12 protein-coding genes are annotated in these 13288 nt (G+C 33.8%); 1 reads left to right on the top strand and 11 read right to left on the bottom strand.

The genetic code is table 11. From position 1 onward, the window contains the following. Positions 1 to 88: 88 nt before the first annotated feature. From OXQ85_RS17785 to OXQ85_RS17740, 10 genes are all read right to left on the bottom strand, one after another. Entirely contained in the window at positions 89 to 2830 is a 2742-nt protein-coding gene (locus OXQ85_RS17785; RefSeq protein WP_267406226.1) for a sodium-translocating pyrophosphatase, read from the bottom strand. A 629-nt stretch (positions 2831 to 3459) separates the two neighbouring features. Then, positions 3460 to 4071 carry an inorganic pyrophosphatase gene (locus OXQ85_RS17780; RefSeq protein WP_267406224.1) on the bottom strand — a complete coding sequence of 204 codons (612 nt, stop codon included), beginning with the start codon at positions 4069 to 4071 and terminating at the stop codon, positions 3460 to 3462. Positions 4072 to 4098: 27 nt separating this feature from the next. Continuing rightward, on the bottom strand, positions 4099 to 4611 hold the full coding sequence (locus tag OXQ85_RS17775) for a hypothetical protein (RefSeq protein WP_267406223.1): 513 nt from the start codon (positions 4609 to 4611) through the stop codon (positions 4099 to 4101). Between the two features lie 37 nt (positions 4612 to 4648). Further along, a complete protein-coding gene (locus OXQ85_RS17770; protein WP_267406222.1) occupies positions 4649 to 5833 on the bottom strand; it encodes a hypothetical protein in 1185 nt (394 codons plus the stop codon). Next, a complete protein-coding gene (locus OXQ85_RS17765) occupies positions 5833 to 6732 on the bottom strand; it encodes a hypothetical protein (protein ID WP_267406221.1) in 900 nt (299 codons plus the stop codon). The genes OXQ85_RS17770 and OXQ85_RS17765 overlap by 1 nt, the downstream gene beginning before the upstream one ends. Next, complete coding sequence (radC, locus tag OXQ85_RS17760; protein ID WP_267406220.1) at positions 6729 to 7406, bottom strand: DNA repair protein RadC; 678 nt, start codon at positions 7404 to 7406, stop codon at positions 6729 to 6731. The genes OXQ85_RS17765 and radC overlap by 4 nt, the downstream gene beginning before the upstream one ends. Positions 7407 to 7444: 38 nt before the next feature. Continuing rightward, entirely contained in the window at positions 7445 to 8026 is a 582-nt protein-coding gene (locus tag OXQ85_RS17755) for a murein L,D-transpeptidase catalytic domain-containing protein (protein ID WP_267406219.1), read from the bottom strand. A gap of 14 nt (positions 8027 to 8040) precedes the next feature. After that, complete coding sequence (locus tag OXQ85_RS17750) at positions 8041 to 8709, bottom strand: ABC transporter ATP-binding protein (RefSeq protein WP_267406218.1); 669 nt, start codon at positions 8707 to 8709, stop codon at positions 8041 to 8043. A gap of 401 nt (positions 8710 to 9110) precedes the next feature. Further along, a complete protein-coding gene (locus tag OXQ85_RS17745) occupies positions 9111 to 10202 on the bottom strand; it encodes a DUF692 family multinuclear iron-containing protein (RefSeq protein WP_267406217.1) in 1092 nt (363 codons plus the stop codon). A gap of 3 nt (positions 10203 to 10205) precedes the next feature. Further along, complete coding sequence (locus OXQ85_RS17740; RefSeq protein ID WP_267406215.1) at positions 10206 to 10412, bottom strand: hypothetical protein; 207 nt, start codon at positions 10410 to 10412, stop codon at positions 10206 to 10208. Positions 10413 to 10615: 203 nt separating this feature from the next. Between OXQ85_RS17740 and OXQ85_RS17735 the strand changes: the two genes are divergently transcribed. Then, on the top strand, positions 10616 to 12454 hold the full coding sequence (locus OXQ85_RS17735; protein WP_267406214.1) for an alpha-L-fucosidase: 1839 nt from the start codon (positions 10616 to 10618) through the stop codon (positions 12452 to 12454). A gap of 52 nt (positions 12455 to 12506) precedes the next feature. Here the strand turns inward: OXQ85_RS17735 and OXQ85_RS17730 are convergent, their stop codons facing one another. Beyond that, on the bottom strand, positions 12507 to 12923 hold the full coding sequence (locus OXQ85_RS17730) for a nucleoside-diphosphate kinase (protein ID WP_266175093.1): 417 nt from the start codon (positions 12921 to 12923) through the stop codon (positions 12507 to 12509). Positions 12924 to 13288 lie beyond the last annotated feature (365 nt).

Here is a 13288-nt window from a genome sequence, read left to right as displayed (position 1 = left end):
TTGTCTCGCAGATTTAGGAAATTACGCAGATATTTGATTATAAAAAAGCACCGCGAAACGCAGTGCTTTTCAACATTTTAAATTGACTTTAGAGAGCTAAAACCCGTACATCAATTCTTCGGTTTTTCGCTTTACACTCATCGGTATCATTCGCCGGACAAACGGGATGTTGAGAACCATATCCTTCCGCTTCTATCCTCTCGCCTGCAATTCCTAATTCTAAAAGCTTTAATTTGACTGTTTGTGCTCTTAAATTAGACAAAGACTGATTTCCTTCTTCATTACCCGTATCGTCTGTATAACCGCCTAATTTGATCTTTACATCAGGATAAGCCGTCATGATCTCCGCAAGATTCATTAACTGAATTTCGGAACCCGCTTTCAAATCTCCGGAACCAGTTTCAAAATAAAGATTTTCAATCGTAAACCATTTATTGGGATCGATAATCGATTGATCTTTTTTCTTAATCGCATTATAAAGAGAGTACAACTGGCTAGATTCACCAATTATCACCATCTTTCCGTTTTTCAGCTTGATCTTCTGCTCTTTTCCGGTTTCGTAAAAAAAATCACCGCTTTCATTGAGATGACCTTTGGCATTTTCTCTTGAAATATTTTGAGGTTCTACCATTCCATTACCATCAACGTGATCCGCAGAACTTACCTGAACACCTGTTAAACTTTCAATTTTTGCCTGTCTGTTCGCTTCAATTTTGTCTTTATGTAAAACTGCTAAAGTTGGAGCAATCACCAGAGACACAATCGACATTAACTTAATTAAAATATTCATTGAAGGCCCAGAAGTATCTTTGAACGGATCGCCCACCGTATCGCCTGTTACTGATGCTTTATGTGGTTCTGAACCTTTGTAATAAGTCTGTCCGTTGATATCGACACCTTTTTCAAATGATTTTTTAGCATTATCCCAGGCACCGCCTGCATTATTCTGGAACATTCCCATCAAAACACCGCAAACGGTTGCTCCTGCTAGAAATCCGCCCAAAACTTCCGGTCCGAAAATAAACCCGATCAACAAAGGAGAAATAATAGCAATAGCTCCCGGAAGCATCATTTTTTTGATCGAAGCATCGGTTGAAATAGCGACACATTTTTCATATTCAGGCTGAGCCTTTCCTTCTAAAATTCCCGGAATTTCACGAAACTGCCTGCGAACTTCCTCTACCATCGCCATGGCAGCCTGTCCGACTGCCGTAATCGCCAATGATGAAAAAATAAAAGGAATCATTCCGCCAACAAATAATCCGGCTAAAACATCGGCTCTGTAAATATCAATTCCGTCGATTCCTGCAATGCCTACAAAGGCTGCGAATAATGCTAGAGCTGTTAATGCTGCAGAAGCAATCGCAAAGCCTTTTCCGGTAGCTGCAGTTGTATTTCCTACTGCATCTAAAATATCTGTTTTTTCACGAATTTCTTTTGGTAATTCACTCATTTCAGCAATTCCGCCTGCATTATCTGCTATCGGGCCGAAAGCATCGATTGCTAATTGCATTGCTGTGGTTGCCATCATTCCTGCTGCGGCAATGGCAACTCCATACAATCCTGCACATAGGTAAGAACCGTAAATTCCTCCTGCTAAAACGATGATTGGAAGTAAAGTTGATTCCATTCCCACGGATAGTCCGCCTATAATATTGGTCGCGTGACCTGTGGAAGACTGCCTTACAATACTCGAAACAGGTCTTTTCCCCATGGCTGTATAATATTCTGTAATGATGCTCATTAAAGTCCCGACCACTAAACCTACCATAATCGCTCCGAAAACGCCCATTTTAGTAAATTCATGACCTCTCAAAACCATTGATTCAGGCAAAATATAATTGACGAGAAAATAAGAAGCAATTGCCGTGATAACAATACTTCCCCAATTTCCCAGATTTAAAGCATTTTGAACACTTGAAGTCGATGAACCATCGTTATCATTGATTCTGACAAATAAAGTTCCTATAATGGAAAAGATAATTCCGGTACCGGCAATCATCATTGGTAAAAGAATGGGTGCGAAACCGCTAAAAGAATCTTCGGAAATCGTTTCTCTGCCCAAAACCATTGTTGCTAAAACTGTTGCCACATAAGAACCGAATAAATCTGCGCCCATTCCTGCAACATCTCCCACGTTATCTCCTACATTATCCGCAATTGTCGCTGGATTTCGAGGATCATCTTCCGGAATTCCGGCTTCTACTTTTCCAACCAGGTCGGCTCCGACATCGGCTGCTTTGGTATAAATTCCACCACCTACTCTTGCGAAAAGCGCGATTGATTCTGCTCCTAAAGAAAATCCGGTTAAGATTTCGATTGTTCTTTCCATTTCATGAGAATCTACTGTGGCATCTGGCGCAAAGATTTGTTTGATGATTAAAAATAAAGCTCCTAAACCTAAAACGGCTAATCCGGCAACGCCCATTCCCATTACAGAACCTCCTGTAAAAGAAACTTTAAGCGCTTGAGAAAGTGAAGTTTTTGCTGCTTCGGCGGTTCTTACATTCGCTTTTGTTGCGATTTTCATTCCGATGAAACCTGCGAGAGCGGAAAGTATGGCTCCGACTATAAAAGCAATTCCGATGCTCCAATGAGAATTATCATTGCTCATTCCCATCACTGCCAAAAGTATGGCTACAATAATTACGAAATACATGAGGACTTTGTACTCGGCCTTTAGAAAAGCCATCGCTCCGTCAGCGATATGTCCGCTGATCAGTTTCATTTTTTCATTTCCGGCATTCTGCTTATTTACCCAATTGCTTTGAAGAAATGTATAAAGCAGGGCAATGACACCAAAAATTGGCACTAAAAAGAATAGATCCATAGTTTAATATTTTTTTGGTAATATAATATTAAATATAATGAATAATTTTCAGGATTATGTTAAGTTTAAATCTAAGTTATTCGAAATTAACACTTAAACGCTTAAGCAAAATGGATTTAGTTGATGGTTTTTAGTTTATAGATTTTTTGTTGGTCGATCACAAAGGCACAAGGATTTTTTTATTTGTGGCATATTTTTAAGGCGCAAGGATTTTATCTGTGATAAAATTTAAAGGTGTATATCTTTCTTTTATTTGCCACGAATTTTTCACAAATGATTACTCTATTTTATTATCCTTTTTAGTTTGTTTAAAGTATATTTTTCTTGAGAAATATGGAATTTATTTCCTCCGTTTTAATTGATGACTAAATTCCTAGCCGCGATTGCAGCATTTGTTTGAGCTCATTTTTTTTGGTTCGGCGCGGCAGCTTCGCTGCCGCGCCGAACCAAAAAAAAATAGCGAGTGCGGAAAGCGGGAAATAGCTCCTATTAGGCTTGAGTGTTGGAGTGGCTTAGTGTTGGAGTGTTTGAGAGGTTGAGAAAAAGTATTTGTAGATATTACCTTAAAAAATAAAAAAAGGATAAACGAAGAATTCATTTATCCTTTTAATATCATAAAACAAAGAATATTATCCTCCGTAATTATTCGCATAGTCTTCTTGTGAAGCCTGGATCACTTTTCTAGCGTGTTCTGCTCCGTAAACCTCCTGAATTCTGCATTTTGCAGGTTCATCTGGTAAGTTTTTGTACGTCAAGAAATAGTGCATTAATCGTTTCACTTCAGCTTCAGGCAATTCTGTAATATCTCTGAAATGTCCGAAAGCGTGGTCGCCAATCATTACTGCAACGATCTTATCATCTGCTTCACCATCGTCGATCATTTTGAAACCCCCGATTGGAATAGCTTTCATCAACAAACCTCCTGAATGAATATTGTGAGAACTCAAAACACAGATATCTAACGGATCGTGATCTCCCATTGTAACGTCTGTAGCGCCTCTTTCGATCGCTAAATTCATTACCGCCGTATCGCAATATGTTCTTGGAACGAAACCGTATAATGCCGGGATAATGTTAGAAAACTTCTGAGGTCTGTCAACCATCAAAAACCCGGTTTCTTTATCTACTTCATATTTAATCGTATCTGAAGGAACGATTTCCACGAATACGTTTACAACATTTGGCGCATCTTCTCCTGCAGAAATTCCGTGCCACGGATGTGCTTTAAAATTTGGAATCATTATATCTATTTATTTTTTACGTTTAGTTTATGCAACTATTAAAATTTCTCTTCTAAGGTTTTCCATCGTTGAAGCGATATAATCATCACTATTCATATAATTTACGATAAAAACTGTTTTAAATTCTTCAAGACTTGCATTGCTGTTCATTCCTTCATAAGTTTTGTGAAGCAAATCGATCACCGCCAATTTAGAATCAACAATATTCTGCCACGAATTTTTTGTTAAATACAGCTGTTGAGAAGAATTATATTCAAATTCATCATGAATGGTTTTTTCTGTAAGGAAAATAAATTCGTGAACGGCCAGTTCTTTATCAAACCTCTGAACCAGATTAGAAGGTTTTATTCTCTCCATAAAAAGTGTCATCCTTTCATAAGCTTTCGCTTTGTTTTCGGAGTTCGACTTTACGGAAAGAAGCTTTATTTCCTGATTTTTAAGCGTGATGTAAGAATGTACAAACTGTCTCAGCAAAACCAGAAAAGGTATTGCGATAATTAATGCGAATGCATACGGTAGATATCCTGAAAAGCTAGCCATAATTTGATGTGCAAAATTAATGATAATTTTATAATTTCTATGCTGTCTTATCTATTATTTGTGATTTAGAGCTTTGGTATGTAATTAAAGATAAAATGATAATCAGATAAAAACCAACCATCATTCTTGTTACCAAACTCGGAAACATGATAAACCTCACAAATACAGTGATATAAATCGCAGCGTACAAACTTAGAAAAATAAACGCCTTTCTGTTTTTATTTAAAATTAATTTATAATCAAGAATTAAAATAATGAAAATTAATAATAATGGGAAGTATGAAGTATTAAATTCTATTAATAATTTACTTTTTATACAGGCTAAATATTCTCCAAAATTAAAGGCATCAGGATTTGAAATAGGATACAATTGAACTTTAGTAAACTGATTCATAAACAATACAGACCATGAAATTTGGTTAAAATACTGGATAATTCCAAAAGTTAAAGCAAAATACACAAATGCAAATACAATTTCTTTAGCTTTAAAATTAAAATCAGATCTAAAAATATAAAGTATTCCTAATAAAAAACTGTAAAAAATAAAGTATTCCGGTCTTGTTAAAATACACAAAATACCAACAATAGTAGCTATGAACAGGTTTCTTTTTATTGCCACAAAATAAAAACTTAACAGTAAAAGCAAACAAGACAAACCATCTGGTGTTGCATGACGAGACGCATCTAAAAGTGGCTTAAACAAGGATATTAATATGGTAAACCCAAAAGCAACGTAGTCATTTTTTACCGTTTTTAACAGAAAAGAAAAAATTAGTATTAAAATAAGAACATACGAAATGATAGTTATTAAAAACGTAGATGTAGCAGCCTTAAACCCAAGTTTAAAGAAAATAGAATTGATAAAATTATAGAATGGCTTCACCGTAAACAACTGAATTTCTTCTTCATACACTTTCGGATTTTCAGATAAAATCTTATAATAACTACTCTCTCCATCAGCTTCTTCTACCCGATTTTCATCAACTTGAGTAATTTCAGGTCTTTTGGGCTTTAATTCGTCGTAAACTTTTTTATGAATTTCCTCAATTTTCATATCAGGAAAATTAGCCTTATAAACCAAACCCATATATGCTTCGATATCAGCATTATAATATTGATGAGTATAAAGATAGTAAGACATGATGCACAAATAAATCGCGAGCACAAATTTCACAATTGCTTTATTTTTTCCCGAGATTGCAGTATTTTTTAGTTGAATCATTAGTTTTTATAAAATTTAAAAAATCCTTTCAAAAGATCTTTTTTAGCATTAAAAATCGTAGAATATTTCTGTAATTCCGGGCGAAAACCCCGGAAAAATTCTTCAATGGCAGGAACTTCGCTTCCTTCAAAATCAAAAATTTTATGCTGAATATTTTGTGAAATAATATGATCTATAATGACCGAAGAACCAGATAATTTTACATATTCTTTATCATTAAAAGTTCCTAAAAGCGCAAGTGTTTTATCATCCGAAAAAACAGCAATAGCATTAATGATGTTTCCATGATAGAAAAAAGCAACAATTTTAAGATGTTGAGCATTTTCAAAATCCGTAAAAGTCTTTAAAAATTCATTTTTATCTTTCTCATCTTTTGCTCCGATTGTATTCTTGGATATAAAATCAAAAGCCTCAGCCATTGTCACTTCTCGCACTTCAGAATTTTCTAAAACCTCTTCATCCAACCGTAATTTTCTTTTTCTTTTTGGCGAATATTTTTGTCTTACAGTTTCATAATCATTGGGATAAATAAGAAAATTTTGTCTCTGATTTAATTGTTTAGAAAATTTATTTTCAGCATTAAAAGCATAATACCAAATATTGTACTTCTTTTCAAAAAAATTTAAAAAAGCATCATTAATTTCTATAGTATCAACTTTTGAAAAAATACCTAATTGCTGACAAAGTTTAGGATTGATAACCAGTTTAAAACCAAATTTCTTTACAAAAGGAACCGGCATTACCGCTTCATAATCATTATAAACCAATATTTCCCATTGCTTTCCGGAAGTAATATCCAGAAAATCTTTAGTCGCTGAATATTTTCGCTGTTCCGAATTTTCTAAACATTCTGTATATTTTTTGAAATCAATTTCGTGGTATTTCAATCTTCTAATCATAATAATCCTTCGTCTGAGAAACTAAAATAGGAATTCTGCGTAATAATTAAATGGTCTAAAAGCTGGATCGTTAAAAGTTTTCCCGCTTCTTTCACTTTTTGGGTAATCTCGATATCTTCCCTACTCGGTTTTAAATTTCCTGAAGGATGATTATGAGCAATGATAATTCCTGTTGAAAAATGTTCTAATGCCGTTTTAAATAAAATCCTCACATCAACAATAGACTGACTGATTCCGCCTTGTGTTAATTGCGCAATATGAATGATTTTATTACTTTGATTCAGAAAAATTTCCCAAAATTCTTCCGTTCTTAGATCTGACAAATGATTTTTTAACACCAAATAAGCGCTGTTACTGCTTGAGATAGTAGGTTTTTCCATCACTTCCTGGCTGGCTCTCCGTCTTCCGATTTCCAATGCCGTAGCAATTGAAATAGCTTTCACTTCGCCCACTCCTTTGAATTTCATTAAATCTTTTATGGAAAGTAAGCTCAATTGATGCCAGTTGTTATCAACCGATGCCAAAATTTTTCTTGCCAGTTCCACTGCCGTTTGTTCCCTGTTTCCGCTACCCATGATGATTGCCAATAGCTCAGAATCAGAAAGCGAATTCTTACCTTTCAGTAAAAATTTTTCTCGGGGTCGGTCATCTTCGGCTAGGAATTTTATGGACATATTTTTTAAGATAACAGGTTTCAGGAATTAGGATTGAATTAATAAAAGGCGTATAAAAGTATCGTTTTCTTTGATTGGTCTAAATATTTAGCTGTTTCATTGAATGCATTTTTCGATAACATCGGGCAGCCAAAACTTAAACAAGACAAATCTGCAGACTCTTTATCGGGAACGCAGTAATAAGAATGAAGGACAATCGCCCGATCCATCGCATTGCTATTGGTTGCATCTAAACCTTTTAAACGATAGGCTTTTCCGAATTTTCCATTATAACTTTCACGAATTTCATATTTCCCCAGAGAAGACTGATGAGAACCATCTGTATTGCTGAATTGCAAAACATTTGAGTTTTTGACTACCGAACCTTCGCCATGTGCAACAACAGCTTTTTGGAGAATTTTATCATTTTTTAAATCGTAAACAAAATAACGATATTTCCCAGAATGTGTTTTAAAATTGATGAAAACTGCTAAATTTTGATTATACTCTTTCCCTTTTAAATAATTTTTGATTTCCTGTATTTTTGATTTTGGTAAAAAATCTGACGCATTTGTCGCCTGAGATTCTATTTTCGAACAGGAAATTAAGAAAAGAAATAAAAAAATAAAGTGTTTCATCATTTGTTAGGAAATTTTTATTCGATAATCATTCCGTCTTTCATGACTAATTTTCGATCGGTAATTTCGGCAAGATTCGGGTTGTGCGTTACAATCACAAAAGTTTGATTGTATTTATCCCTTAAATCAAAGAATAATCGATGTAAATCATCTGCATTTTTAGAATCAAGGTTTCCGGTCGGTTCATCTGCAAAAATAATTTTCGGCGAATTGATTAAAGCCCTTGCAACCGCCACTCTTTGCGCTTCACCACCCGATAACTGATTGGGTTTATGATGAATTCTCTGCTCGATTTTTAAATCTTCAAACAAAGCATAAGCCTTCTCAATCGCTTCTTTTTCATTAGATCCAGCAATTTTTGTTGGAAGCAAAACGTTTTCCAGCGCCGTAAATTCCGGAAGCAATTGATGAAACTGAAACACAAATCCTATATTTTCATTTCTGAATTTAGAAAGTTGTTTATCATTCATATTGATGAAAGATTTTCCGTTGATCTCGATTTCGGTATCAAATTTTTTAGAATTACTTGGTAAATCAAGCGTTCCTAAAATCTGCAACAGCGTAGATTTTCCAGCTCCCGATTCTCCGACGATAGAAACCACCTCTCCCGTTTTGATATGAATATCAACCCCTTTTAATACCTCTAAATTCCCATAAGATTTATGGATATTTCTTGCTTTAATCATGATCCAAAAATAGTGAAATGATTTGAAAATTCAGATATGAAAGATGTTGAGAATTTATTTAAAATGTAAAAAATATCGGCAAATTTACTTCCACATACTTTTTAGACAAAGAAAGGCAGCCAAAAGGCTACCTTTTTCCCTTAGAAAATCTCAGCAATCGTGGTTATTAGTTTTTTGAAGACTTGAAATGCTTAAATTTCCCTTGTCTAATGCTGATGTAAAGGTCTACATAATTTATAGATTAAACATCCGTAGAAATACGGATTTTAGATTCCGTAGAAATACGGATACTTTTATTAAAATAAAATATAATGGAATTCTATAATTAATAAAGTAAAATAAACTAATTGCTTGATTTCATTCAATTTAACAAAAATAATCTAGGCAAAATACCATTTAGCTTAATACGGATTCCATTTTTTTATAATATTTCTAGCTGTATTAAGCATTTCTAAATCCCAATTTTCTGTATTAAAATAAGAAAAAGGATATTCTTTTATCAGTTCCGGTTTTTCATTTTCAAACAGCATTTTAGTAAGAAGTACCTGCTCTTTATATAAGGATAGATCTTCCAAAGGTTCCGTTAATGATAAATCAGGTTTATTCCATTTTTTTGAATTCAACTGAAAATCTGAAACATTCATTATTTCGCGAACCTTCTTAAAATCATCAAAGAAATTTTCCTTTTCAATCCCTGTCGTTATCGTATTTCCTAATCGCTCAATAATGACATATTCTACATTATTACATTTCGAAAAAACATAAAGCAAAACATTAAAAAGTTCTTCAGGAATTGCGTCATCATGCGTATCTCTTCTAATCAACTTTTCTTTCCCATACACACTTTTCTGCCAACTTCCGCCAGAAAGATGAATTTCTTTTACTTTGTCTAAAGGATAAGAATTGATTAAATCCTGAATATCAACATCAAAATTATGAGCCTGACAATATATATTATGCAAATCCAAAATTAGAAAGCCATCAATATCTTCAATTAATTTTTCTAAAAACTCACCCTGCTCTTTTACATCATCAATAGAAAAAGAAAAGGCAAGATTTTCTATACCTACAGGAACATTCAAAACATCTTGCAATCTTGAAAGTCTATCTTTTCCTATTTGTAATGTTTTTTGATGCAAAGAAATCGGCAACGGAATTCCCTGATGAAAATTTTCCGTATTCATAAACCCAAAGTGCTCCGTAATATGATTATAATGACGCTTTTGAGTTTCTGATTTTAACTTTTTAAGCCAATCTTCCTGTCGATCAGTCCATTTCGCATCGAATAAAGAATAATAAACACCGTGACCTATTAAACGATTATTCTCAGAATAAAAATCAAGTAATTCGTTTAGCCAGTCGGGTTCATCAGCATTATAAGATGTATCAAAAGACCATTCCAACACATCAATTTCATTACTTTGCAACAAGGGTAGAATAGCAGAAACAAAATCTGCCTCCGCCATCATTGCCAATCCTAAATGTGGTTTCATAAATTATCCCATTCCGCAGGCAGGGCAATATCCTGAGCGGTGTATTACAGTATCTTTTTTGGCGATAGGCTGTGCCGGTTGTGCTTTGGGAGTCTCAGCGGTTTTTACTTTTTTTACCACTTTTTTACCTTTTTTTGCAACAGGTTTCATGGTTTGTGCCGACAGGCTTACTGTAACCAAACTCGCCATTAATAATGTTGGAATTTTCATAAATTGTTTTTCTGTGAATAATTGCAAGAAGTATTCCAATTTTCAATTAAGTTAAAATACTAAACCGAATGAATACTATTGCTAAATATAATTCAATTTCAACATTAAAATGACACTCTTTTTGCGATTTTAAATAAATCGTTACATTTAAAATTAAAATTTTGATAGCGTTTGCTTATTTTAGTCTGGTAAATAAAGCATAAATGAAAGGCAAAATTACAGTTAGTTTATTAGGGTTATTTTTATCATTCCAAAATATAAATGGTCAAAAAACATCGTTCGATCAACAAAAAATGGAATGGTTTCAAGATGCCAAACTGGGAATTTTTATCCATTGGGGAATTTATTCAGTTGATGGAATTTCAGAATCATGGTCGTTTTTCAACAATTACATCAACCATGATAATTATATGAAACAGTTGAATGGTTTTACGGCTTCACAATATCAACCGGAAAATTGGGTTCAGCTGATAAAAAATTCAGGGGCGAAATATGCCGTGATTACGACAAAACATCATGACGGCGTTTCTCTTTGGAATACGAAAGAGGAAAAAGCGATTTCAATTCCTAAAAATTCTGTGGTAAAAAAAGATGTTTTAACTCCTTTTATTTCAGAATTAAAAAAATCAGGGTTAAAAACAGGACTTTATTTTTCACTTCCGGATTGGAGTCATCCTTATTATGACGTAAATACCAGAACAAAAAAACGCTACGAAATTAAAAATGATAATGCGCGATGGCAAAAATTTGTTAATTATTATCAAGGGCAACTCAACGAACTTTCCTCTCAATACAAACCCGATTTATTGTGGTTTGACGGCGATTGGGAACACACTTCCGAAGAATGGCAGGCTCCGAAAACGCTAGAAAATCTAAGAAAATTTAATCCAAATATTATTATTAATTCCAGACTCAATACGCATGGTGATTACGAAACTCCAGAGCAGGGAATTCCTGTTGTAAATCCTCAAAGTGAATATTGGGAATTGTGTTACACCATGAATGATTCTTGGGGTTATCAGCCGTTTGATGACAACTATAAAACACCAAACATGATTGTGAGAACGCTCGCAGATGTCATTAGTATGGGTGGAAATTTACTATTGGATATCGGTCCGAAATCTGATGGTACAATTCCGACAAAGCAAGTTGAAATTTTACAGAATTTAGCAAGATGGACATCAAAAAATAAAGAAGCGATCTACGGAACCCGACGCGGATTACCGTTTGAAAATTATAAAGGAAAATCTTCATTCTCAAAAGATGGTAAAAAATTATTCCTTTATCTTGAAGAAGCAAAAGAATTTGTTAAAATTTATGGTTTAGACACTCCTCCACTTTCAGCGAAAATTATCGGTGATCAAAATTTAAAAATCAATTTTAAACCTGATAATAAAGGAAATTACACATTTAATCTAACAAATTCAAAGTTTGATCAGGATGTTACCGTTTTGGAAATTGATTGTAAGGATAAACTTCAATTTTCAAATCCTAAAAAAGATCAGCGGTCACTTTCTGAAGCTTTAGAAAACAACAATACAAAAGAAGCTGTTTATGAAATTGCCGATCAATTGCATGAAGGGAATAATATGTTTAATAATTCAGGTTTGACGAGTGATGGGCTGGATATGAAAATCAATAAAACCTCAAAAATGAATTCGGAAACCTTTAATTGGCTTAGTAAAAATGCAGAAGCCTTATTTAAAACCGAAAAAGGATTACCAAATGGACATTATTCAGGGATGAGTACGCTTTCGAAGGACAAACAAACGGTATATTTATTTGTGGAAGGTACGCCAACCGGACCGATTGCTTTGAAAGGAATAAAAAACGGAATTGCCCGAATTCGCATTGTAGGAGAAGGTTCGATTATCAACCATAAAATTTATAATAAACTGTATTGGAGCGACAGACCGGGAATAATTTACATTGATATTCCTAAAGAAAGACTGGATAAAAATATGAAGATTATTGCCGTTTTGCTTGATAAACCGCTTGAGCTATACCGAGAAAAAGTAGGTGCGATCGAGAATAATTTATAAACGAAAAACCGTAGAAAATTCTACGGTTTTTATATTTTGAAGTTTGTTTTTCTTAGAAAATCTCTCTTCCTGAAAAGTGAAATTGAGCTTCGATAAGTGCGTTCTCGTCAGAATCTGAACCGTGAACAGCATTTTCTCCGATGCTTCTTGCAAACATTTTTCTGATTGTTCCTTCAGCAGCTTCAGCAGGGTTTGTAGCTCCGATTAATGTTCTGAAATCTTCAACAGCGTTTTCTTTTTCCAAAACAGCAGCAACGATTGGTCCAGAACTCATGAATTCTACCAATTCACCATAAAATGGTCTTTCAGCATGAACTTCATAGAATTTTTTTGCATCAGCTACAGTCAATTGAGTTAATTTTAACGCTTTGATCTTAAAACCTCCTTCAGAAATCTTCCCTAAAATAGCTCCGATATGTCCGTCAGCAACTGCATCAGGCTTAATCATTGTAAATGTAATGTTAGACATAAATGTATATTTTTTTAATGCCGCAAAATTACAAAAAATATCTTTGATTTTAATTTTAAAATAATTTTAACATAAAAATAACTTTTATTAAGAAATCATGAACAAAAGTTTGGCACAGTAATTGTTTCTTCTAATTCGATTCTCATGTTTAATTTGAGTTTTCATGGTTATTAGTTTTTACCCAGCTTCGGCTGGGTTTTTTATTGATAGGCATTTCAGAAGATTCTTTTCATACTTTTCAATAAAACCCTACAACTTTTAGAACTTCAACAAACCATTGTTTCAAATTCAATCAATAAGATAAATATGAATAAATTTTAAAATTAATTTATCCTGCCAAATCATTAAATTAATCAACCTCGATG

Source organism: Chryseobacterium sp. GM_Chr_2 (assembly GCF_026540445.1).
Classification (GTDB): domain Bacteria; phylum Bacteroidota; class Bacteroidia; order Flavobacteriales; family Weeksellaceae; genus Chryseobacterium.
This window is presented reverse-complemented; position numbering and strand designations above follow the sequence as displayed.